General features: G+C 35.4%; 23 protein-coding genes. 10 read left to right on the plus strand and 13 right to left on the minus strand.

The genetic code is table 11. The features are described from left to right. The first annotated feature begins 86 nt into the window (after positions 1 to 86). The 3 genes from BLS98_RS01095 to BLS98_RS23155 all read left to right on the plus strand — a co-directional run bounded on the left by BLS98_RS01095 (position 87) and on the right by BLS98_RS23155 (position 1,729). On the plus strand, positions 87 to 422 hold the full coding sequence (locus tag BLS98_RS01095; protein ID WP_167356151.1) for a HopJ type III effector protein: 336 nt from the start codon (positions 87 to 89) through the stop codon (positions 420 to 422). Between the two features lie 22 nt (positions 423 to 444). Beyond that, positions 445 to 1,473, plus strand: a complete 1,029-nt coding sequence (locus BLS98_RS01100) for a helix-turn-helix transcriptional regulator (protein WP_089732749.1) — start codon at positions 445 to 447, stop codon at positions 1,471 to 1,473. 118 nt (positions 1,474 to 1,591) lie between these two features. Further along, positions 1,592 to 1,729, plus strand: coding sequence for a hypothetical protein (locus BLS98_RS23155; RefSeq protein ID WP_002980888.1), 138 nt, complete (start codon positions 1,592 to 1,594; stop codon positions 1,727 to 1,729). 360 nt (positions 1,730 to 2,089) lie between these two features. On the opposite strand, the gene BLS98_RS01105 is transcribed toward BLS98_RS23155, so the two are convergent. Both BLS98_RS01105 and BLS98_RS01110 read right to left on the minus strand, forming a co-directional pair. After that, positions 2,090 to 3,274, minus strand: a complete 1,185-nt coding sequence (locus BLS98_RS01105; RefSeq protein ID WP_089732752.1) for a DUF1501 domain-containing protein — start codon at positions 3,272 to 3,274, stop codon at positions 2,090 to 2,092. Positions 3,275 to 3,373: 99 nt separating this feature from the next. Beyond that, positions 3,374 to 4,753 (minus strand): DUF1800 domain-containing protein, encoded by a 1,380-nt coding sequence (locus BLS98_RS01110; RefSeq protein WP_089732754.1) that lies wholly within the window; start codon positions 4,751 to 4,753, stop codon positions 3,374 to 3,376. Between the two features lie 736 nt (positions 4,754 to 5,489). On the opposite strand from BLS98_RS01110, the gene BLS98_RS01115 reads away from it, so the two are divergent. The 6 genes from BLS98_RS01115 (at position 5,490) to BLS98_RS01140 (ending at position 10,890) form a co-directional block, all read left to right on the plus strand. Then, positions 5,490 to 6,053 (plus strand): hypothetical protein, encoded by a 564-nt coding sequence (locus BLS98_RS01115; protein WP_089732756.1) that lies wholly within the window; start codon positions 5,490 to 5,492, stop codon positions 6,051 to 6,053. A 116-nt stretch (positions 6,054 to 6,169) separates the two neighbouring features. Then, complete coding sequence (locus BLS98_RS01120) at positions 6,170 to 7,219, plus strand: glucokinase (protein ID WP_089732759.1); 1,050 nt, start codon at positions 6,170 to 6,172, stop codon at positions 7,217 to 7,219. Between the two features lie 144 nt (positions 7,220 to 7,363). Then, positions 7,364 to 7,930, plus strand: a complete 567-nt coding sequence (locus BLS98_RS01125; RefSeq protein WP_089732761.1) for a YceI family protein — start codon at positions 7,364 to 7,366, stop codon at positions 7,928 to 7,930. Positions 7,931 to 8,008: 78 nt separating this feature from the next. After that, entirely contained in the window at positions 8,009 to 8,635 is a 627-nt protein-coding gene (locus BLS98_RS01130) for a YceI family protein (protein WP_089732763.1), read from the plus strand. Positions 8,636 to 8,796: 161 nt separating this feature from the next. Then, complete coding sequence (locus BLS98_RS01135; RefSeq protein WP_089732765.1) at positions 8,797 to 9,465, plus strand: alpha/beta hydrolase; 669 nt, start codon at positions 8,797 to 8,799, stop codon at positions 9,463 to 9,465. Between the two features lie 81 nt (positions 9,466 to 9,546). Beyond that, positions 9,547 to 10,890, plus strand: a complete 1,344-nt coding sequence (locus tag BLS98_RS01140) for an ammonium transporter (protein WP_089732767.1) — start codon at positions 9,547 to 9,549, stop codon at positions 10,888 to 10,890. 50 nt (positions 10,891 to 10,940) lie between these two features. On the opposite strand, the gene BLS98_RS01145 is transcribed toward BLS98_RS01140, so the two are convergent. Both BLS98_RS01145 and BLS98_RS01150 read right to left on the minus strand, forming a co-directional pair. After that, positions 10,941 to 11,564, minus strand: a complete 624-nt coding sequence (locus BLS98_RS01145; RefSeq protein WP_089732768.1) for an FMN-dependent NADH-azoreductase — start codon at positions 11,562 to 11,564, stop codon at positions 10,941 to 10,943. 60 nt (positions 11,565 to 11,624) lie between these two features. Further along, a complete protein-coding gene (locus BLS98_RS01150; RefSeq protein WP_089732770.1) occupies positions 11,625 to 12,203 on the minus strand; it encodes a Crp/Fnr family transcriptional regulator in 579 nt (192 codons plus the stop codon). Positions 12,204 to 12,388: 185 nt separating this feature from the next. Here BLS98_RS01150 and BLS98_RS01155 point away from each other — a divergent pair, with 185 nt between their 5' ends. Further along, positions 12,389 to 13,807, plus strand: a complete 1,419-nt coding sequence (locus BLS98_RS01155; protein ID WP_089734377.1) for an L-serine ammonia-lyase — start codon at positions 12,389 to 12,391, stop codon at positions 13,805 to 13,807. Positions 13,808 to 13,961: 154 nt separating this feature from the next. Here the strand turns inward: BLS98_RS01155 and BLS98_RS01160 are convergent, their stop codons facing one another. The 9 genes from BLS98_RS01160 to BLS98_RS01200 form a co-directional block, all read right to left on the minus strand. After that, positions 13,962 to 15,614 carry a serine hydrolase domain-containing protein gene (locus BLS98_RS01160; RefSeq protein ID WP_089732772.1) on the minus strand — a complete coding sequence of 551 codons (1,653 nt, stop codon included), beginning with the start codon at positions 15,612 to 15,614 and terminating at the stop codon, positions 13,962 to 13,964. A 6-nt stretch (positions 15,615 to 15,620) separates the two neighbouring features. Beyond that, positions 15,621 to 16,202: a YIP1 family protein gene (locus BLS98_RS01165; protein ID WP_089732775.1), complete on the minus strand. Its 582-nt coding sequence runs from the start codon at positions 16,200 to 16,202 to the stop codon at positions 15,621 to 15,623. Positions 16,203 to 16,213: 11 nt separating this feature from the next. Then, positions 16,214 to 16,486, minus strand: a complete 273-nt coding sequence (locus BLS98_RS01170; RefSeq protein WP_089732777.1) for a DUF2089 family protein — start codon at positions 16,484 to 16,486, stop codon at positions 16,214 to 16,216. Between the two features lie 166 nt (positions 16,487 to 16,652). Continuing rightward, positions 16,653 to 17,495 (minus strand): prephenate dehydrogenase, encoded by an 843-nt coding sequence (locus BLS98_RS01175; RefSeq protein ID WP_089732778.1) that lies wholly within the window; start codon positions 17,493 to 17,495, stop codon positions 16,653 to 16,655. Between the two features lie 167 nt (positions 17,496 to 17,662). Then, on the minus strand, positions 17,663 to 18,106 hold the full coding sequence (locus BLS98_RS01180) for a DUF5991 domain-containing protein (RefSeq protein ID WP_089732780.1): 444 nt from the start codon (positions 18,104 to 18,106) through the stop codon (positions 17,663 to 17,665). 15 nt (positions 18,107 to 18,121) lie between these two features. Further along, positions 18,122 to 18,616: a hypothetical protein gene (locus BLS98_RS01185; protein WP_089732782.1), complete on the minus strand. Its 495-nt coding sequence runs from the start codon at positions 18,614 to 18,616 to the stop codon at positions 18,122 to 18,124. A gap of 17 nt (positions 18,617 to 18,633) precedes the next feature. Continuing rightward, the gene (locus BLS98_RS01190; protein WP_139166056.1) at positions 18,634 to 19,179 is read right to left on the minus strand and encodes a hypothetical protein; all 546 of its coding nucleotides are present in this window, start codon (positions 19,177 to 19,179) and stop codon (positions 18,634 to 18,636) included. Between the two features lie 30 nt (positions 19,180 to 19,209). After that, positions 19,210 to 19,875 carry a hypothetical protein gene (locus BLS98_RS01195; protein WP_089732785.1) on the minus strand — a complete coding sequence of 222 codons (666 nt, stop codon included), beginning with the start codon at positions 19,873 to 19,875 and terminating at the stop codon, positions 19,210 to 19,212. A 72-nt stretch (positions 19,876 to 19,947) separates the two neighbouring features. Continuing rightward, positions 19,948 to 20,595: a hypothetical protein gene (locus BLS98_RS01200; protein WP_089732787.1), complete on the minus strand. Its 648-nt coding sequence runs from the start codon at positions 20,593 to 20,595 to the stop codon at positions 19,948 to 19,950. Positions 20,596 to 20,620 lie beyond the last annotated feature (25 nt).

Consider the following 20,620-nt stretch of genomic DNA (forward strand, 5'->3'; position numbering starts at 1 on the left):
ATTTTTACAAAAAATATATAAAAAGGCAAATTCACTGATTAGAAAATTAGAGTTTTGACCTTTAAAGAAAATTAAAACTTACAACTATGATATTATTAGAACAATTAAAGCATTTTCCTGAAACCGTTCAATTCAATGATGTGATTGCCTATATTGATGCAAACTACGATTTCACACCTACAGCTTTCAAAAACGGAAATACAAGAAATGAAGAAGGACAGAATAACGGTTCATGTAAAATATTCGGTTTTGCGTCCTACCATGGTTTAACCAAAGAAGAAACACTTCCGCTTTTCGGAGAGTTTTACAGAGAAGATGTTCTTAAAAACCCTAACGGAATAGATCATCAGAATATCAGAAACTTTATGGAATTTGGATGGGACGGATTGATCTTTGAAGGAAATCCGTTGAGAGAGAAATAGGTTGTAGACAAAAATAATAATCATGTCATCCAATAAAAACGCTCTGATCCGTTATAAAACATTAGACAAGTGCCTCAAAAATAAATACCGGCAGTATACACTTGAAGATCTTATTGATGAGTGTTCCGAAGCTCTGTTTGAATTTGAGGGCAAAGAATCCTATGTAAGCAAAAGAACTATTCAGCTGGATCTTCAGAATATGCGAAGTGAAAAGTTCGGATATGAAGCTCCCATTGAGGTTTACGAAAGAAAATATTATCGGTACAGCGATCCGGAATACAGCATTCATAATATTTCTGTGAATGAAAGCGATCTGAAGGCGATGAATAATGCGGTTCAGATCCTGAAACAGTTTAAAGACTTTTCAATGTTCAAAGAAATGAATGGGGTGATCCAGAAACTGGAGGATTCAATTCATTCTACCAGCCAGAAATCCGTTATTCATTTGGATAAAAATGAGCAGCTGAAAGGATTGGAACATATTGATATCCTCTATGAAAGTGTTCTCAATAAAAAGGTGCTGAAAATTTTATACAAAAGTTTCACCGCAAGAGAGTCCAGTGTGTATACCGTTCATCCGCAGTTGTTGAAGGAATATAACAACCGTTGGTTTCTGATCTGTCTTTACAAGCAGAAAATGTATAATCTGGCATTAGACAGGATGGAAAGTATTGAACTGGATGAAAAGACCTCCTATATTGATAAGAATCTGGATGGAGATGAGTATTTTAAAGATATTGTAGGGGTTACCGTTGCAGAATCTATAGTTCCTAAGAACATCGTTTTCTTTGTAGATGCAGCGAATGCTCCTTATGTAAAAACAAAACCATTGCATAAAAGTCAGGAAATTGTAAGTGAAACAGAAGAAGGAACTCTCTTTAAAATCTGTGTACAGATCAATTTTGAATTGGAAAGATTGTTACTGGGCTTTGGGGATTCTCTGATAGTACATAAACCTCAGAAATTAAGATTGAGGATGGAAGAGAAATTCAAAGCAGGAAGTAAAAATTATCAGGAACTTGAAACTCCTGAAAAAAGTAGTTTTATATAGATTTCATGGGCTATTTATGGATTTAATCTACTATTTGTATGTAAATTATAAATAGAAAATATATCCCTAATCTTTATATTGGCTTGGAAGTTGTAGTCATTAGGAACAAAATCACCCTATGAAATCAAGAATATTTAAAGCACTTATTGCTATTATAGCTCCCATAGCGATTGAATATATCGTTAAAAAAATATCTGAGAAACTTGATAAAAAAGAAGATCAGAAAGAGAAAGAACCAAAGCAGATTACTGCTTAAACGTAGAAGTAGTTTAAAATTTATAATTATTGAAAGAGACTGTCATTAGCGATGGTCTCTTTTTTTTTGGTGATGTAAGGCGTTGTAAGGATTAGGAAACCACCCCGTCAAAAATTCTTTGAATTTTTGCCACCCCTCCGGAAGAGGGGAATGTGCAGTCCTTCAACTGAAATATTTATTGTGAAATTCAATAAAATCGGAGATTTTCAAAAACTTAAGTGAACTTCTTAAACATTTAGTGATAACTTAAAAATAACTTGAGTGTTAAAACTTTTATGCCTTTTGACTTCGTCGAAATAACATTCATCGACTAACAGGAGATAATCTTTGATTTGTGGTTAAAATAAACCTCAGGTTGATTTATATAAAGTCATAGACCCCATTTTTCCATCCTAAAACCTTAGAAGAATCAGCCTTCAGCCAGTTTTTAAGGATTGTAGCGTATACTTTTCTGAAATCTTCAGTATAGATCAGATCACCTTCATTCAAATTCTGCAGATCAGGAAGACTGTTCAGTAAACCTTTCTTTTTAAGATTTCCACTGATGAAAAACATCTGGTTGGCTGTTCCGTGATCCGTCCCATTGCTGGCATTCTGAGCCACACGGCGCCCAAACTCAGAGAAAGTCATCAAAAGAATATTATTGAATAAGCCATCACTTTTCATATCCGCAACAAAGGATTTCACCGCTTCATTAATATCATCGAATAGTTTTTTCTGACGATCATTCTGGTTCACATGCGTATCAAAACTTCCAATTGAAACATAATACACCTGGGTATTGATATCTGATTTGATTAAGGAAGCTACTGTTTTAAAATCTTTTCCCAACTGAGAATTAGGGTAAGTCTGCTCTGTTTTTTTAGCTTTACTTTTCTCAAAAATATAGCCTGCATTATTAATCGTAGAGCCTAAAGTCTGATAAAGATAGGAAACCGTTTCATCGTCGTGATGGTGGTCATAAAGTGATTTGAAATATTTCTCCTGACTGGTCTGATATAATCTTTTAGGATCTTTAAAGGCAAAAGCTTTGTTATTTTCTCCCTTCAAGGCAAGACTCAACATATCATCTACTTCCAGTGCTTGTGTGGGATGCTCACAACGGTAACATTCCTCATCCAGAAAACGGCCTAGCCATCCTGTATCCAGAAATTCATCACTTTTGCTGGCGGATTGCCAGATGTCCATGCTTCGGAAATGAGACTTATCCGGATTGGGGTAACCTACATTGTTCATGACGGAAAGTTCTCCGTTATCAAAAAGCTCTTTAAAATAGGATAGGGAAGGATTAATTCCAGCTTCATCCGTAAGAGATAAAGAATCCTGAACTGCAAGCGTTTTTCTTTCCCTGAAATAAATATCATTTTTTGCAGGTATAATCGTATTTAAGCCATCATTTCCACCTGTAAACTGGAGGACTACCAGAATATTCTGATTGGGATTTAAAGCTTCATCTAGCGTCATGGCCTTTAAAAAGTTAGGCATTAAGAGGGAAGCTGTGGCCAGTGAACTTATTTTGAGGAATTCTCTTCTTTTGATTAACATAGTGATTTAAGTTTAGGTTGCAATTGGATTACAAGTGACAGGTATAGGTTGATAGGGTTGCAGCTCTGCTACCTAAAATCTGCTACCTTTTACCTTAGTTTACATTAATTGATATTCCGGAGTTGACATCAGGTTAATAATAGTCATTTTTGTACTTTTATCAGAGAAATTTTTCACTGTATTCATATCCAGACTCTTTGGATTTTGAATCAGATAATCTTCACAGTTTTTACGAGCGAAAATCTGATCTACACGGCTCCAGTCTATAGTGATATTAGGGTTTTTAAAGCTTTTATTCAAAGCAGTTTCTTTAGATTTCATTCCCATATCAATATCATCATCCTGTCGTGGACTATATTCCAAAGGACGAAGACCTGACCAGATCTGCGGTACCTGAAGCCTCAGCATCAGAGTAGAGCTGTCAATCCACGATCTTCCATTTGGCCATCCTGCCACATTGGGCGGATAAAGCAGCATTTGTCCTAATAGCTTTTGGTACACGATGAGGTTTTCAGGATTCTGAATCTGCATCGGAAGCATTCGCATCATTCCAGCCATTAGTTCTATGGGAGATTTTATCCTGTTTCCGATATTTTTCTGATCGTAAAACCATGAACTTGAAAAGATATCATTCATCAGTTTCTTAATATCATAACCGGAGTTGTAGAAGCTAGTGCTTAGGGTGTTCACAATATCCTGATCTACATTTTCATTGACGAAAAACTTATAGATTTTGGCTGTGATAAACTTAGCAGTCGCTTTTTGCTCCAGAATAGTATGTAAAGCATCGGTGCCATCAAAATTACCTGTTTTTCCCAGAAAAGTCTTGGTTCCTTCATCATGTTGGTTCTTTCTTTCCTTAAAGTTGCTCTCCTTGTCATAGCTCCATCCTGTAAATGCTCTGGCTCCCTCTCTGACATCCTTTTCCGTGTAATTTCCTCTTCCCATAGTAAAAAGTTCCATGACTTCACGGGCGAAATTTTCATTCGGATGATCCTTTTTATTTTGCTGATTATTCAGAAAATTAAGCATGGCCGGAGACTGGCTTACCTCAAAAAGCAGATCTTTAAAATTTCCCAATGCATTCTTCCGGATAGTATTTAATAACTGTCGGTTAAATTTTGGATTAAGAACCCGCGATGCAAAATGACCATGCCAGAAAAAAGCCATCTTTTCCCTCATCTGTTCCTTGCTATTCACCATCTTATCCAGAAAATTGAGATTCAATTCTTCATTCTGTGCTCTATAGATCCTTTGCATTTCCTTTTTCTTTTCAGCAGGAGCTGTAGTGTTCATCATATCTGCGGTAGGATCTATATCAGGTGTATCATAATTGATTTCCGTAAAGCTATCTTCTTTAAATAATTCATTAATCAGCGTTTTAGGGTTTTTATTTTTCAAATCATCAATTTGATTAATTCCAACACCGAAACCTGCGCGCCAGAGAAGATGTTTGTTTTTTAATAATGAATCAGCCATGGTGAGAGCATTTATTTTTTTGATGTTTCTGAGAGAAAAAGGTTAAAATAATAACGGGTTAAGGTTTGTTAATATTATCATGGGTAATTGATAATGAGTAACGAGGGTAGGATTGTTGGAAAACATAAAGGCGCAAGTTCTTTTACATGGATGATGTTTTAAGACGCAAGGATTTTATCTGCGATAAAATTGAATGCTGTTGATCTCTCGCTGATTTTGCAGATGATGATAGAGGTATAAAAAATCAAGATTCTTAATCGCCACGAATGCACGAATCATTTTTTTCGCATAAATAATCTATGTACCTATGGGGTTAATAAAAAGTTTAAACCATATAGTTGCATAGGCTTTTAAGACTGTATAATAATGATTTATTCGTGCATTCGTGGCAAGAAATAAAGCATTATTCTTGCTGAGAATCTTTGATTCTCTTGCGCCTTAAAAACAGTATTATATCTAAATTTCTTTGCGCCCTTGCGTTTTCCAACATATAGAATCTGTTTTATATCAAATTGTTACGTTTTTTATTCTTCAAATTTTTAACTTTTTAGATTTATTTCACATTTTAAGTTCTCTTTTTTATAAAAACTGTTAAACAAACATTTAAATTTTAACAATAAGTAAATTATTGATAATCATTGTTTTGTGTTTTTGTTTTATGTTAAATAAGAAGAAAAAGCCTTGCTTGGCACGATTTTTACATCCTCTTGTTTAGTAAAATTTAAAAATTAGAGTTATGAAAATGTTTAAACAAGCAATATTGCTGGCTGGAATTTTAACAGCAGGTATAGCAAGCGCACAAAGTTCACAAATGAACAATATGATCAAAGTGGGCGCAAATGTTGGTTTAGCAGTTCCTGCAGATAACCTTTCTGCAGCAGTAGGAGTGGATGTAGCTTACCAAAACCTGATTACACCTGGATTTGGATTAGGTATCGCATCAGGATATACTCACTATTTTGGAAAAGAAAATAACGGGTATAAAAATAATGATGTAGGAGTAGTTCCTGTAGCTGCATTAATAAGAATTTATCCAAAACAAACAGGTTTCTATTTCGGAACTGACTTAGGATACGGATTCTTAGTAGGAGATAAAACGGTTGCTTCTAACACGAATGTTGAAAGAGCAAACGGTGGTTTCTACATCAAACCGGAGATCGGATACCACAACAGAGATTGGAACTTCTTCGTACAATACCAAAAGGTTTTTGTTGGAACTAAAGGAGATTTAGCTGGTCAGGACTATAATGTGGGGAATATCGGAGTAGGATTCGGTTATAATATTCCATTAGGAAAGTAGTTAGATTTAATATATAAACAATTATTAACCAAAACCTTTTCACGAAAGTGGAAAGGTTTTTTGGTTCTGTGCAGGATTTACGAAAACAATTATTATATTTGGTAAAATTTGAGGTTATGATTCTGAATCCAAAATTTCCACTTTATTTACCAGGAGTAGAGAACAGTAATAATGATAATGTTTCTATCATTGGGGCAAGTCTCCGTGAAGATATAACGATCTTAGGCTATTTTGTTTCCGGTAACGGAGGTCTTGAGATTACACTACAAAATACGTATTCTACTAAGGAATATGCTTCCTTTAATGACATCTTAAAGAAGTTTATTCAGGATAATCAGTTGGACAATGTAAAACGTCTGGGAATGGCAGTGCCAGGTCCTGTAATTGACGGAAAAAGTAATCCAGCAAGATTAGGCTGGAACTTAGATGTTGAAGAATATAAAAGAGACTTCGGTTTTGAAAAAGTAGAAATGCTGAACGACCTTGAAGCTTCTGCCTATGGAATGGCTCTTCTTGAAGATAATGATCTTGAAGCCATTTATACCAGCGGTCATTTTGAAAAAGGAAACGTAGCCATCCTTGCTCCAGGAAACGGATTAGGAGAAGCTGGGTATTTCTTTGACGGAAAAAACCTGAGACCTTTTGCAACAGAAGGAGGACACTCTGAATTTTCGCCAAGAACAAATGTTGAAGTTGAATTTTATCAGTTCCTTAATAATATTTATGGTATTGTGAGCTGGGAAAATGTATTATCCAAGTCCGGATTATTCAATATTTATCGTTTCTTGAGAGATGTAAAAAGACATCCGGAGCCTGAATGGTTAGGAGAACGTCTGGCTAATGGCAATTTCGTTGAAGAACTTTACAAAGCAGCCGTTGAAGATAATGTATTGATCTGTAAAATTGCGTTAGATACTTTCCTTGAGTTTCTGGCAAGAGAGGCCAACAACCTTACTTTAAAAGTTAAAGCTACAGGAGGTCTTCTGATTGCAGGAGATATTCCTCAGATGGTAAGAGAATATATAGATAAGGATAAGTTTTACGAAAAATTCAAGATCAGTGATAAAATGGAGGGAATGCTCAGAAACATCCCGATTTATCTGGTCAAGCAAAATCATACAGCATTAAAAGGTATGGCACTCTACACTGCCTACTATCAAGAATAAAAAGAAAGCTCCGAAGAAATTCGGAGTTTTTTTATGGGATGATATTATTCATAAAAATAAATAACTTTCTTGATATACATCAATGAAATCTATCGAATAAGATGGCTACCTTTGCTCTAAACTTAATTAAAATAATTCTAAACAATGAAAAAAATATTTTTATTAGCAGTATTAGCTGGTGGTTTAGCTTTCGGTCAGTCCAAAAAAGTAGTAGCGTCTGATGTTCACTGGTGGGGATATAAAGTAGCGAAATCTGAGGCAAGTTCTCACGATGGAACTGTGAAAGTAAAATCAGGTGATATGGTAATGAAAGGAAACCAACTTGTAGGAGGAAACTTCGTATTGGATATGACTTCTATCAACGCTACTGATCTTACAGGAGAATATCAGCAAAAATTAAACGGACACCTTAAGAACGGTGACTTCTTTGAAGTTGAAAAATTCCCTACTGCTACTTTTAAAATTACAGGAGTAAAGAAAAACAACGATAAAGTTTATAACTCTTTAGTAACAGGAACTCTTACTTTGAAAGGAAAAACAAGCCCGGTTACTTTCCCGGCTAAAATTTCTTACAGCAAAGGAGTAGTAAGTTTAGTATCTAACAAATTCTCTTTCGACAGACAGAAATTTGATGTTGCTTACAAGTCTACAATGCAGGATGTTTTTGTGAAAGATGATATTGATATGCTAGTAAAAGTAACTGCTCAATAATTTAATCAAAAAAAGATTGTTAAAAGTGTAGAAGTTCTACACTTTTTTTTATTTTTGTTGAATTGTAAATAAAAAAGAATGAAAAGATTACTATTGTTTGCTATGGTGTGCGCAAGCATATCATTTGTTTCTGCCCAAAGGAAATTTGATAAAGTTTCAAAAGTGACTTCATCAGAGATCAGGTGGTGGGGATATAAGGTTGTAAAAACTGAGGCTTCCTCCCATTCAGGAACGATAAAATTAAAAAGTGGAAAATTCAACTTCGATCATACGGTATTGGTAGATGGTGAGTTTATAATAGATATGAGAAGTATGATGGCTGGTGATGTTTCTGATGAAGATCAGATTAAACTTACCAATGACCTGAAAAGTACGAATTTCTTTGAAGTGAAGAAATTTCCGGTTGCTAAATTCCATTTAACTAAAATTATTCCATTAGCAAACAGTGAGTATAATTCTACAGTATACGGAGATCTTACCCTTAAAGGGGTGAGAAAGACGATTACTTTCCCAGCGAATGTATACGTAACTCAGTTTACTACAGTGATTGAATCTGCGAAGTTCTCTCTAAACAGAAGAGACTTTAAAGTGTTCTATCAGTCTTCCTTGAAAGATTACTTCATCAAGAACGAAATGGATATTCAGTTTAAAGTATCTACTGAAAAACTGGATAACGAAAACAGAGTTCCTGCAAAGAAGAAATAAAATTAAATGTAATGTTGATAAAAAAGCAGTTCTTAGGAGCTGCTTTTTTTGTGGGATAAAGTGATGAAGAATAATAGGGGCACATCTGTGTTATAAAATTTATAGGTTAAATTCTTTTAATCTCAATGGTAGCTTTTCTGCTTTTTTTATAAATTAGTAGGATGAAAATTTATGTTGTAAGCGGTCTTGGAGCAGACTTCAAGGTACTTGAAAGATTACAGTTTCCCAAGCATTGTGAACTTATTTTTATAGACTGGCTCATCCCGGAAAAAAATGAACCTTTTCATGCTTATGTAGAAAGAATGGCAGAGAAAATAGATCCTTCAGAGCCATTCTGTTTGGTTGGATATTCTTTTGGCGGAATTATGGTGCAAGAGATCAACCGTCTGAAACCAGCCGAAAAAGTAGTCATTCTGGGAAGCATCAAATCTGATAAAGAAAAATCCAAATTCATAAAGACTGGGGAAGTAACTAAAATCCCTAGAATATTACCCGTAGGACTATTTAATGCAAGAGCAGCCAATGTATATGGTGTACTCAGAAAATTGTTCGATCCAAAGAATCCTAGAATTCTCCAGTATTTCAGAGTGAGAGACCCTTACTATCTGAAATGGTCTGTAGAAAAAGTGGCTGAATGGAAATTTGAAGAGAATCCAAAGGTCATCCAGATATTGGGAGATAAGGATATTGTTTTTCCAATCAAAAATTCAAAACCTGATTATATCATTAAAGGAGGAACCCATCTGTTTCCAGCCACGAAAGCCAAAGAGGTTTCTAAAATCCTGAATGAAATATTCAGTGAAAAAGCGATAATATTATTAGATGAATAGTTTTTAATAGGGGTGTTTGTTAAATAAATAACTTTTTCATGATATTTATATGTAATTTTGATAGGGTTAAATATAAATTTCATGAAAATAGGATTAAAATGGATCGTTTCATTCGCTCTTATTGCATTGGTGGCCATTGGAGGTTTGTTATGGAATCCGGTTACAGATATTGCTGATAAAGGAGCGTTTTTAACTGAAGATAAAATTGTAGGAGCTGATGTTGCCTGGATTTTAGCAGCAGCAGGACTTGTATTGCTGATGACACCGGGATTATCCTTTTTTTATGGAGGAATGGTAGGCAGAAAGAATGTAATTTCTACCATGCTGCAGAGTTTTATTGCGTTAGGGGTAATTTCTATGGTATGGGTAGTCGTTGGTTTTTCATTATCCTTTGGTGAATCTTTGGGAATTACTATTGCAGGGAAACATTACGGAATTATTGGAAATCCGTTAAGTTATCCCTTTTTTAATGGAGTAGGGAACTTGCCGCATAGCATGATGGCTCCCACTATTCCTTTTATTCTGTTTGCCTTATTCCAGATGAAATTTGCCGTTATTACTCCTGCGATTATTACCGGGTCTTTTGCAGAACGTGTTCGTTTCATTTCTTATCTTTTATTCATTGTACTGTTCAGTATTTGTATTTATACTCCGCTTTGTCACATGGTATGGCATCCTGATGGGCTTCTGAACAAATACTTTGGGGTAAAAGACTTTGCAGGAGGAACCGTAGTGCATATGAGTGCAGGTTTTGCAGCACTTGCCGGAGCTTTAGTATTGGGAAAACGGAAAAATCCACATCATGAACCTTCCAATATTCCCTATGTACTGCTGGGTACAGGAATGCTGTGGTTTGGGTGGTTTGGATTTAATGCCGGATCTGCTTTAAGTGCTTCTGCTTCTGCAGCAACTGCTTTTGGAACTACCACCATTGCCTCAGCTTCTGCCATGATGACCTGGATATTTTTTGACAGAATCAACGGGAGGAGCATCTCTGCTTTGGGAGCTTGTATTGGTGCGGTGGTAGGGCTTGTGGCTATTACCCCTGGATGTGGATTTGTAAGTATTCAGGAGAGTCTTTTCATAGGGTTTATTTCTGCCATTGTTTCTAATCTGATGGTGAATTGGAAAGCTTTAAATAAGATAGATGATACCTTGGATGTTTTTGCCTGCCATGGAGTAGGAGGAATTATGGGAATGATTCTGACGGCCATTTTTGCTCATGGTGAAAAAGCAAGTCTCCTTCATGGTGGCGTTGAGGTATTCCTTCACCATTTGGCTGCATTATTTCTGGTGTCTGCATTTACTTTTCTCGGATCTTTATTGTTGTATAAAGTTACCAATGCGATCATTACATTAAGAGTTTCGGAGGAATCTGAAAATATGGGTCTTGATCTTTCCCAACATCAGGAACGCTTTAATTGATGAATAAAAAAGAGAGCCTTTTCAGAAGGCTCCAATTGAAAATATTACCATTATGCAATGGAATGAATGGCATTGAAGATTTCATTTTTTGAGTTTTCAAAGATGTCACCGCCAAATTCTTCGTTATCTAATGAAAAGACCGTAATGTCTGTGACTCCCATAATTCCTAAGATATGTTTCAGATAGGTTGTCTGAAAATTAACATGTCCGTTTTTTTCATTTTCACCATATCCGGTGTCGCCTCGGGTTGATAGTATAAATGCTTTTTTGTTTTCAAGAAGTCCTACATAATCACCATCAGGAACGCCGGATCTGAATTTCCAGGTTTCATTAATTCTCATGATCTGATCGATATAGGCTTTTAATCCACTAGGGATAGACCAGTTATACATGGGAGCTCCAATAACATATACATCATGGTCTTTGAGTTCTTTTACCAGTTCATCACTTAGCTGTAAGGGCCTCTGGTTTTCTGCTGTTCTGTCTGAAGGCTTTTTAAAAGCACCGGCAATCCATCCTTCATCAATATTGGGAATGCTGTCAATTCCGGTTTCTCTGTAAGTGAATGTATCGGAAGGATATTTGGTTTTCCAGTTTTCTACAAAAAGCTGGGTTAGTTTTCTGCTGTAAGATCTTTCGCTTCTTACGCTGGCATTGATAATCAGTATTTTCATTTGTTATGATTTTATACCAGCAAAATTCCTGATTAATCATTAGAGAAAAATTGATCTAGTTCAAGACGATTTATTTTTTTTCTTTATCCTGCTTATAAATTCTGCAGATATGCCTAAATAGGAAGCTATTAAATATTGTGGAACTCTGGAGGCTATTTCCGGATAGGTTTCCAGAAAATCATAATATCTCTGTTCCGCCTTAAGCATTTGGTTAAAAACAATTCTTTTCTCAAGAGTTCCCAGATAACCTTCTAAAATAATCCTGAAATATTTTTCCAAAGAGGGAATTTTTTCCAGCATTTTTTGAAAAGAGGGCTGACTGATCTGCAGAAGAGTTGTCTTTTCAACGGCCTGTATATTGTAAATAGATGCTTTTTGTTTGGAGAAACTGGAAATATCAGTTGCCCACCAATGGTCAATAGCTAAAAAGAGAATCTCTTCATTTCCGTTTTCAGCATTGATGCAGAAAGCCTTTAAAACCCCTGAAACAATATAGCTGTCATGTCGGCAGATTTCTCCGTTTCTTAACAGGAAATCTCCTTTTTCCAACGTCTTCTCTGTCCAGAAACTTTTACAAAGGGAAATCTCTTCCAGAGAAAGCGTAACATGCTGTGTAATGCTCTTAATTAATGTTTCCATTCAAAATAATTTAAAGAGAATCTGGTCATGGAGATGAAACAGATAAAAGATATTGGCTAATTTACAAAAATACGGGTTAACCATTTATTATATTCATGATGAAGGACTATTAATTGTGAGATTTTACTATGCTTATTATAAGATTTATCATGTATCTTTGCTTTGAGGAAAATGAAGAATCATTTATGGAATCAATATCGGTTTTTGAGATTATTAAAGTAGGGATAGGTCCGTCCAGTTCGCATACGATGGGGCCATGGAATGCAGCATCAGCATTTATCAGGATAATAAAAAGAGAAAGATCAATAGAAGAGGTGAAAGAAGTCTTTCTTGAGTTCTTTGGTTCACTCGCAAAAACGGGAATCGGACACGGGACGGATATTGCCGGAATGCTTGGTTTAAATGGTGAAGACTATAAGACGATCAATACTACCAAAATAGACGAGAAAGTAGATTATATCAAGAGTACTCAAACCATCAATCTGGGTGGTGAGAAGGTGATTCCGTTTATTTATGGTCATCATCTGATTCTGAATATGAAGAAATCTCTTGATTTTCACCCGAATGGGATGATCTTCAGAGCTGTTTTTGAAGACGGAACTGAACTTGTTCAGGACTTCTATTCTGTAGGAGGTGGTTTTATTGCCAGTCAGGAAAAAAACTCAATTCAGAAGCAATGTGTACGTACATTGTATCCTTGTCATAAGGCTTCGGATATTGCAAAATATTGTGATAAACTGGGACTTAGTAAAATATCAGATTTAATTTTCATCAACGAAGAAAGCTGGAGAACTCAGGAAGAAACGAAAGAAGAAGCGTTGTATATCTGGCAGCAAATTAAAGAGTGTATTTACAAAGGTGTAAATAAGGAAGGCATTCTTCCGGGTGGATTAAATGTTTCCAGAAGAGCTGCCGGAATCAATAGAAAGCTGCTAGGAGATAAAATTTACAAGAATAAAGACGAATGGTTTCAGCAGGTTGTAGATGCCGAAGAAAACTTTACCAATATCAATAAATGGATTGCCTGTTTCGCACTGGCAGTGAATGAAGAGAATGCCAGTTTTGGAAGAATTATCACAGCCCCTACCAATGGAGCAAGTGGGGTAATTCCGGCAGTTCTGATGTATTCTCAAGCGTTTACAGATTCTATCAGTGAGGATGATATTATTCGTTTCTTATTGGTAGCAGGAGAAATAGGAACATTATTCAAGAAAAATGCGACGATCTCAGCAGCAATGGGAGGTTGCCAGGCAGAAATCGGAGTTTCATCTGCGATGGCTGCAGCGGGACTTACAGAGATTTTAGGCGGAAGCGTTGGGCAGGTATTGATGGCTGCAGAAATTGCGATGGAGCATCACCTTGGCTTAACATGTGATCCTATCAGAGGTCTTGTACAGATCCCATGTATTGAAAGAAATACAATGGGTGCAATGAAAGCTATTACAGCTGCTAATATTGCATTGGAAAGTGATCCTGCTAAAGCAAAAGTATCTTTGGATGAGGTAATTCAGACGATGTGGGAAACTGCTCTTTCGATGAGTGATCGTTTCAAAGAAACCTCTGAAGGCGGATTGGCGATTGCTGTGAACGTTCCGGAGTGCTAATTGAGAATATTTATTTACAATATAAAAATCCTTAGAGTTGTCTAAGGATTTTTTGTTTGTGGGAATGGCCACCCCGTCAAATATTCCTTGAATTTTCGCCATCACTCCGGAAAAGGGGAATGATTACGTCTTTAACTGGAGTATTTGTGAAAAGCTACTTATTGGAGTGTTTTTTAGTAAATACATATGTTTTTCCGCCTTGTGTCATTTTGAGTTGGTGACTTTCAGGAGTGAAAGTGAGCTTTATGCCTGCTTTTTCAAATGTGAACTGGTCTCTTTCTGTGGCTGTCAGGGGAAACTCTGCCTGATTGGTAGCCTGAGCATATAATCCTTCTTCTTTAACGAATATTTTTAAGCTTAAATCAATATCCTTTGAAGTGTAATCTCCTATATATTTTTCCAGATCAGCAATAGGAATTTTAGCATTATTAAATACCGGATATTGATAATCCCTACCATATACCAGATTCATCAAAGCGATGTAGAAACTGTTGTGAGGAAAGTTTTGACCGTTAATGGTTACGGCATATGATAATTGATCCGTCGGTTCATAGGTTAGGATAGAATGACTTCCTGCTGTATCTCCTCCATGTCCGTAGGAAATAATATTGTAAAACGGAACTTTCATGATTCCTGAACCAAATACTTTTTCTTTTTTGTTGGAAATCATCATATCAAGAGTTTCTTTCTTTATGAATTTGCCATTGAATAAAGCATTGATGAAAATATTCAGATCTTCCGGAGTAGAAGTGATATCTCCCAATCCGATACAATTGTGAAAATCAAAATCTTTAACTTCGGTCCAGCTATCTTTTATAAATTCATAGGATTTGAAAATATTCTTCGGATGATCGAGTACAGAAAAAGTATGAGGCATAGGAGCTTTGTTCAATATATTTTCCTTTAAGATCTCGTTATAAGGTTTGTTATAGATCTTTTCCAATATTCTGCTCAGAAGGAAATAGGCAGAATTGGAATACTTCAGCTTTTCTCCGGGTTGAGATTGTATATCATTTTTTTTGATCACTTCAATAATGGCTTTATCGCCTACCGGACCTTCGAATAACCAATTCTTTTTATCTGCTTTTCCCACATAATCTCCCAATCCGCTGGTATGATTTAGCATGGTTTGGATCGTGATCTTTTTAGCATTAGGAATTTCAGGATAGAATGTTGAAAGAGGCTCGGTAAGACTTAACTTTCCCTGTTCTATGAGCTGAAAAAGCATCACTGCAGTCATAAGTTTACTGATGGAACCTATCTGATATCCGGTATTTTGGTCATAGGTTGTATTGGATGGCAACAGGTTTTGACCAAAATCTCTCTTATAAATTGATGTTCCGTTTCTGAAAATGGCTACACTTCCAATTTCCTGATTATTCTGAACCATATAGTTTAAGAAGTCATCAATTTTTTGAGTATTGATTACTTTTCTGTTGAGGTAAGGTATATCGGAACTTTCCGGTTTGCTATCCCTGTAAAGGTTCAATGCTATTGTTCTGCCATTCTGAATAAGGTTTCCTTCAAAATGATCTGTTGTATAGATTCCTTTGTAACCTGCATTGATACTTCTTATTTCAAAACTAAGTTCATTATTGTGGAAATTTGTTTTTTCTACAGGAATTTCCCTTGAACTTTGATTGGGGCTGATAAGGATGGAAGTATAAGCTTTTGATTTTTTTGATATTTTAAAGATAACAGGGAGTTTAATGTTCTGAGTATCCAATTCACCATTCCAGGTTCCTTCAATTTGGGCGTGACAAAGCTGTGCCAGACATGCCAGCACCAATAATAATTTGATTTTCATGGTATTTTAAATGATTTTATTAATGATGACTTGACAGACTAAAGTGCTGATTAATGAAACAACGCAAAAGAGTGCAATATGCTGCCATTTTTTGATATTGGTAGCTGTTTTAAACCCATTATAAAAAAGAGTAATGCTATAGACCAAAGTGATTATGGAAAAAAAAGACATGGAGATCATAATCAGGAAATCCATAAAAGGAAATGGCCCTGAAGGAGCAGACTCATAATTGATGACATTTTTTCCTGCAAGCCTAATGTATGATATTTTCCCAATGCATTGAAAAAGGATAAGAACAAGCTGGGAGATTAAAACGGTATTGACAATATCAATGATCCTTGTTTTGCTATTTAAGATTCTGCCTAAAATAAAAAGAATAACAATCGCAGCCAGAAAGCTTAGCAGGGTAGTGATGGCTATTATTTTGAATGAAGGATTTTCCACATTGCTGATTTTGTATATACTGGTGAAGGTTGTGTCTGTCCAATATCCAACAGCAATGGAAAGAATAACGGCTAAAATTCCGGTAAGAAGAAGCTGTTTTTCATCAAATCTTTCAAAGGGATTAAAAATAGTTTTCCAGTTCATGGTGAATGTGTTTACAGGTTATTTTTAAGTTGTTCAATCTTGGTAATCAGGTCATCCATTTTATTTCTCATGGTTGGATAGGATAGACCTGCCTGTTTGGACATTTCTTTAATGCTTCCACTGGACAGTAAAAAATTAAGGATAAAATCCTGTTCATCCCGATTCAGTTTTAGAAGAACCGGAAGTTCATAGTCTCCGCTAACCTCAGTTTTACAGCTTGGACATTTCATTTGGCTTACGTTAAGAGTGTTGTCACAACTTGGGCAGACTATCGGTAACTTCATTGAATTTATTTTTTACGAAAGTAATATATTTTTTAATAAAGTTAAAGTATTTTTTAATTTTATTAAAATTTTATTTTAAAATTGAGCAAAAAAATAACCACAAAAAATCATTCTGTGGTTAATAGATATATCGTTTTAAATTATATTTATGTTGATTATCAGTATGTTATCTTAGTATTCCTCTGATTCTGTTAGCATTGGTAATCAATTCTTCCAGGTATTCATAGTTTTCTTTTTCTAAAGCAGATTTGAATTTTCTGAGCTGAGTGATATGTTCATTCAAAACATCCAATACATTTTCTTTGTTCTGTTTAAAGATCGGAACCCACATTTCAGGATGTGATTTAGCAAGACGAACGGTACTGGAGAACCCGGAGCTGGCAAGCTGAAAGATGGTTTCTTCCTCACGTTCTTTTTCCAAAACCGTGTTGGCAAGAGCATACGATGTAATATGAGAAATATGGGAAATGTAAGCCGTATGAATATCATGATCTTCTGCATTCATGTATATGGTATGCATTTCAAGGGCATTCACTATATTTTCAACTACATTCAATGCATCTTCTGCCGATTCTTCTTTGTTACAGATTACTCCTGCCTTGCCTGCGAAACTCTCTGCAATAGCAGATTTAGGTCCATTGTTTTCAGTACCCCACATCGGGTGAAAGGCTACAAATCTTGAACGTTTCGGATGGTCTTTCACAGCACCTACGATTCCTGCCTTGGTGGAACCTGCATCCATAACGGTCTGATGATCTGAAACAAGATCCAGTACGCTTGGTAACAGTTTTCTTGCAGCATCTACCGGAATAGCAAGAATAATAAGGTCTGCATCTTTGACTCCCTGTTGCAGGTCTGCACCAGCATCAATTATTTTCAAATCTAATGCTTCGTTGATATGTTGTTGGCTGTTATCGATTCCGTAGATGAAGCTGGCGATGTTTTTTTCTCTTAACTTCAAGGCCATTGAACCTCCGATTAATCCTACTCCAATAATACTTATTTTCATCTTTTTAAATTTTTTTAAATAAAAAAACCTCGTCCTAGGACGAGGTTTTAAATTATGTTCATAAGAATCCCTATCCCAGATCTGAGTTCAAAATTCTATAATAATATGTTTCGTTGTTAAAATTCACAATACGAAATTATAAAATATTTTTTAAAGTCGAGAACTTTTTATGATTTCTTTTTGAGAAGAATAGGAGTATTGTACTGCCAGTCCTTGTTGGGGACTATTTCACTTTGGAGAAAATATTTTCCATCTTTTCTGAATACAACTGCTAAAGTATCAGTAGGAAGGTGGTTCGTCATAGGATTGCCTTCAATTTGACTGATGTATTTTACAATGATCTGTTTTTCATTTCCAGTGATGCTGCAAACGTCTGTAAAAAAGGTTTTATAGCCAAGTCCTCCAAAAGTACAGCTGTCTTTGGTGATGGTGAGATCATAATCCAATGTCATTTCAGCGTTTTCATCCAGTTTTCCAAAATCATGAGAAATGGAATATTTTCCTTTCCATTGGGTATGAAGAGAATTCCCAGAATCTTTTGAAGATTCTTTCGGAAGACTTTTACAGGAAATAATGCTTAAAGCAGTAAGAATAAAGAATATTTTTTTCATGATGTTGAATGAACTTTAATCAGCGCTGTGAATGATGGTTCTTTTTACATCATTGCCTTTTTGTTCCAATTCAAGGGTCGTTACACCCCCTGCAAATAAGAATTCAATTTCAACTTTGTTGGGCGAAACTTTATAGCTGATGGTTTCCAATCCATCCTGATGAACTTCCTTTTCACTGCTTTGTTTGGGTAGTTCAGTAAGAAGAAGCTCTGCTTTTTCCACTTCCTTTTCTTTGATGGTTCTCTGATAAATATCTTCCATTTTGCTTTTAGGAAAAATGCACTCCAGCTGAGTTTCATATTCAACTGTTTTCTCCGTGCATTCTTTTAATGTAGGGATGATCTTACTTTCTTCAACAGTCTTTTCTTCAATAGCTTTTTCTGCTACGGGAGCTTTCACAACAGAACTGTCTTTTTTCATAGTTTCTGTTTCATTTGCAGTCTGTTTTGTATCGTTTTTACAACCTGTTATCAGTAACAGGGTAATTGCGATGAAGCTTATTTTTTTCATTAATAACAAGATTAAGTTTATTTAGTATTTCTACTGGATTTTCCCATAAAGGGTCTTCCTATGGATTTCAGGGGAACAGGTTTATGGAAAATACAGGTTTCAGGAATAGAAGGTTGTTCAGATGGTTTTATCAGTTCCCAATTCATTTCTTTGTAATCAACAGTCCAGTCTGAAAGTATAGCTTTTCCTTTATGGGCAGAAGGGTTAGAGGGATTGTAAAATTCTATGATAGCTTTTCCTTGTGATATAATTCCAGTAATGATTCCTTCTTCCGGTTTATCCTGTAGAGTAAACCGGTAGGTTCCTTTTATGCTGTCCCTATTTTTTGTATTTTCTAATGTAATACTGAATAATTCATAATCATGAGAATATCCAGCTTTCCAAACTCCTGATATTGTGTCTTTAATAGTTTGGTCATTAGCCATCTGAGAAATTTTTTCTGCCGCAATGCTGTCACGGATACTGATTTTGTCCTGGAGTGTTAAAGGTTTATTCTCCCCATTTTTTTTACAGGAAAGCATTCCTAAAATGGACAGTAAAAATATGATTTTTATTATTTTCATGATTCCAGCTATTTGTATGTACTTTTGATTTTATGGAGTGCCATTTACTTTACGTTCTGAAGAGCTGAGTTTTGAAGTGAAATTTTCCCTCCATTCATTGGCTTTTACTTCATCATTATCATTCTTTATGTCAAAGTAATCTATAGTCTTCCAGCTATTATTGGTGGTGTTATACTCATATACAAATAGGGTTCTCGGAATCTGTGGTGTGTATGGAGCATCAAGATTAGGGGTATGTTTCAAATATTTTTTTGGCGTATGAAAGATGAAAATATTAAACTCTTTACTAAGGCCTTTGAATGACTGCTGGCTGAGTTTTTTATCAATCATGGTATCTGCATCCTGATCTTTATACTGGCTTGCCTGCTGGCTATACCATTGGGCAGCTCCAATTTTAGGAACAAGGATGAATAGGGTTTCTCCATCCCGGTAAGAGAAGTCAAAATTACGGTAAACTCCTTCTGTACCTGTACTGGTTATGCCTTCCAGATCATCAATAGAGTAGTTGATGAAATCTATATTTTCCTGTTGAGGTTTTACAATTGTTTGAGCAGGTTTTACAATATCATGTTCTTCTTTTTTCTCAGAAGCTTTGAGGGCTGGAGAAGGTGAAGCTGCTCCTTTAGTGTTGGTTTCAGTTGATTTTTTACATCCTACCAACAATAATAAAAGATAAAGGGGAATAATCTTTTTCATGGGGTTGAATATACCTCTTTTTAAGTTTAGGTTTATTCACTGTTTACGGGGATTTTTGCCTTAAAAATGATTTTAGGCATCATAGTATAAATCTAAGATCAGATGACCTTTTTCATCACACCATTTTATCCAGAAGTTTTGATCATGATCATCTTTTACCATCAGCCAGTTTCTTTCAATTTTAACAGGATAATAAAAACTGTCTTTATCCAGTGGTTGTGATGAAGCTTTATCATTAGCTTCCGTTCTTAAAGGATTTTCTTTTTCATTGAAACCCACTGAAAATACAGTTAGAATATGTTCTCCAACGGTTTGATATGTAAAATTAGAGTCTGATTCTTTAATATACTTGATGGTGTTTTTATCTTCATTCACCAATACTTTATAGAACCCATTTTCTTTGCCTAAAAATTTGAAAACCAAAAGGGTGTAATCAGGCTTTATCATGTTAGGGATAAAATCATCATCATTGAAAGTATCAGTCATCTGAAACGACTTCCATTCCGAATGATCTTCATTATAAAGTTTGAGCCAGTCCTTTTGCTGGTAAGTGTTTTTTAAGACGATAAAACCTTTGTCTTCTTTTTCATCTTTCTTTTCTGTAGGAGATACGGATTTCTCTTTATTGGAATCAGGTTTGAAAGGCTCTGTTGTTTTTTTGTCCTTACAGGAAAGCAGAAACATGGCTGTTAGAACAAAAGCGGAAAGTATTTTTTTCATGGGATATTAAATATAAAGAAATAGA

It is taken from the genome of Chryseobacterium jejuense, from assembly GCF_900100075.1.
In the GTDB taxonomy this organism is placed as follows: Bacteria; Bacteroidota; Bacteroidia; order Flavobacteriales; family Weeksellaceae; genus Chryseobacterium; species Chryseobacterium jejuense.

What these genes read in the sequence shown, in the direction of transcription:
- BLS98_RS01165 (WP_089732775.1), bottom strand. Translation starts at nt 16,202, where the DNA reads ATGAACTGGAAAACTATTTTTAATCCCTTTGAAAGATTTGATGAAAAA.
- BLS98_RS01155 (WP_089734377.1), top strand. Translation starts at nt 12,389, where the DNA reads ATGGAATCAATATCGGTTTTTGAGATTATTAAAGTAGGGATAGGTCCG.
- BLS98_RS01095 (WP_167356151.1), top strand. Translation starts at nt 87, where the DNA reads ATGATATTATTAGAACAATTAAAGCATTTTCCTGAAACCGTTCAATTC.
- BLS98_RS01185 (WP_089732782.1), bottom strand. Translation starts at nt 18,616, where the DNA reads ATGAAAAAAATAAGCTTCATCGCAATTACCCTGTTACTGATAACAGGT.
- BLS98_RS01110 (WP_089732754.1), bottom strand. Translation starts at nt 4,753, where the DNA reads ATGGCTGATTCATTATTAAAAAACAAACATCTTCTCTGGCGCGCAGGT.
- BLS98_RS01175 (WP_089732778.1), bottom strand. Translation starts at nt 17,495, where the DNA reads ATGAAAATAAGTATTATTGGAGTAGGATTAATCGGAGGTTCAATGGCC.
- BLS98_RS01180 (WP_089732780.1), bottom strand. Translation starts at nt 18,106, where the DNA reads ATGAAAAAAATATTCTTTATTCTTACTGCTTTAAGCATTATTTCCTGT.
- BLS98_RS01105 (WP_089732752.1), bottom strand. Translation starts at nt 3,274, where the DNA reads ATGTTAATCAAAAGAAGAGAATTCCTCAAAATAAGTTCACTGGCCACA.
- BLS98_RS01120 (WP_089732759.1), top strand. Translation starts at nt 6,170, where the DNA reads ATGATTCTGAATCCAAAATTTCCACTTTATTTACCAGGAGTAGAGAAC.
- BLS98_RS01130 (WP_089732763.1), top strand. Translation starts at nt 8,009, where the DNA reads ATGAAAAGATTACTATTGTTTGCTATGGTGTGCGCAAGCATATCATTT.
- BLS98_RS01135 (WP_089732765.1), top strand. Translation starts at nt 8,797, where the DNA reads ATGAAAATTTATGTTGTAAGCGGTCTTGGAGCAGACTTCAAGGTACTT.
- BLS98_RS01150 (WP_089732770.1), bottom strand. Translation starts at nt 12,203, where the DNA reads ATGGAAACATTAATTAAGAGCATTACACAGCATGTTACGCTTTCTCTG.
- BLS98_RS01190 (WP_139166056.1), bottom strand. Translation starts at nt 19,179, where the DNA reads ATGAAAATAATAAAAATCATATTTTTACTGTCCATTTTAGGAATGCTT.
- BLS98_RS01200 (WP_089732787.1), bottom strand. Translation starts at nt 20,595, where the DNA reads ATGAAAAAAATACTTTCCGCTTTTGTTCTAACAGCCATGTTTCTGCTT.
- BLS98_RS01115 (WP_089732756.1), top strand. Translation starts at nt 5,490, where the DNA reads ATGAAAATGTTTAAACAAGCAATATTGCTGGCTGGAATTTTAACAGCA.
- BLS98_RS01125 (WP_089732761.1), top strand. Translation starts at nt 7,364, where the DNA reads ATGAAAAAAATATTTTTATTAGCAGTATTAGCTGGTGGTTTAGCTTTC.
- BLS98_RS23155 (WP_002980888.1), top strand. Translation starts at nt 1,592, where the DNA reads ATGAAATCAAGAATATTTAAAGCACTTATTGCTATTATAGCTCCCATA.
- BLS98_RS01170 (WP_089732777.1), bottom strand. Translation starts at nt 16,486, where the DNA reads ATGAAGTTACCGATAGTCTGCCCAAGTTGTGACAACACTCTTAACGTA.
- BLS98_RS01160 (WP_089732772.1), bottom strand. Translation starts at nt 15,614, where the DNA reads ATGAAAATCAAATTATTATTGGTGCTGGCATGTCTGGCACAGCTTTGT.
- BLS98_RS01140 (WP_089732767.1), top strand. Translation starts at nt 9,547, where the DNA reads ATGAAAATAGGATTAAAATGGATCGTTTCATTCGCTCTTATTGCATTG.
- BLS98_RS01195 (WP_089732785.1), bottom strand. Translation starts at nt 19,875, where the DNA reads ATGAAAAAGATTATTCCCCTTTATCTTTTATTATTGTTGGTAGGATGT.
- BLS98_RS01145 (WP_089732768.1), bottom strand. Translation starts at nt 11,564, where the DNA reads ATGAAAATACTGATTATCAATGCCAGCGTAAGAAGCGAAAGATCTTAC.
- BLS98_RS01100 (WP_089732749.1), top strand. Translation starts at nt 445, where the DNA reads ATGTCATCCAATAAAAACGCTCTGATCCGTTATAAAACATTAGACAAG.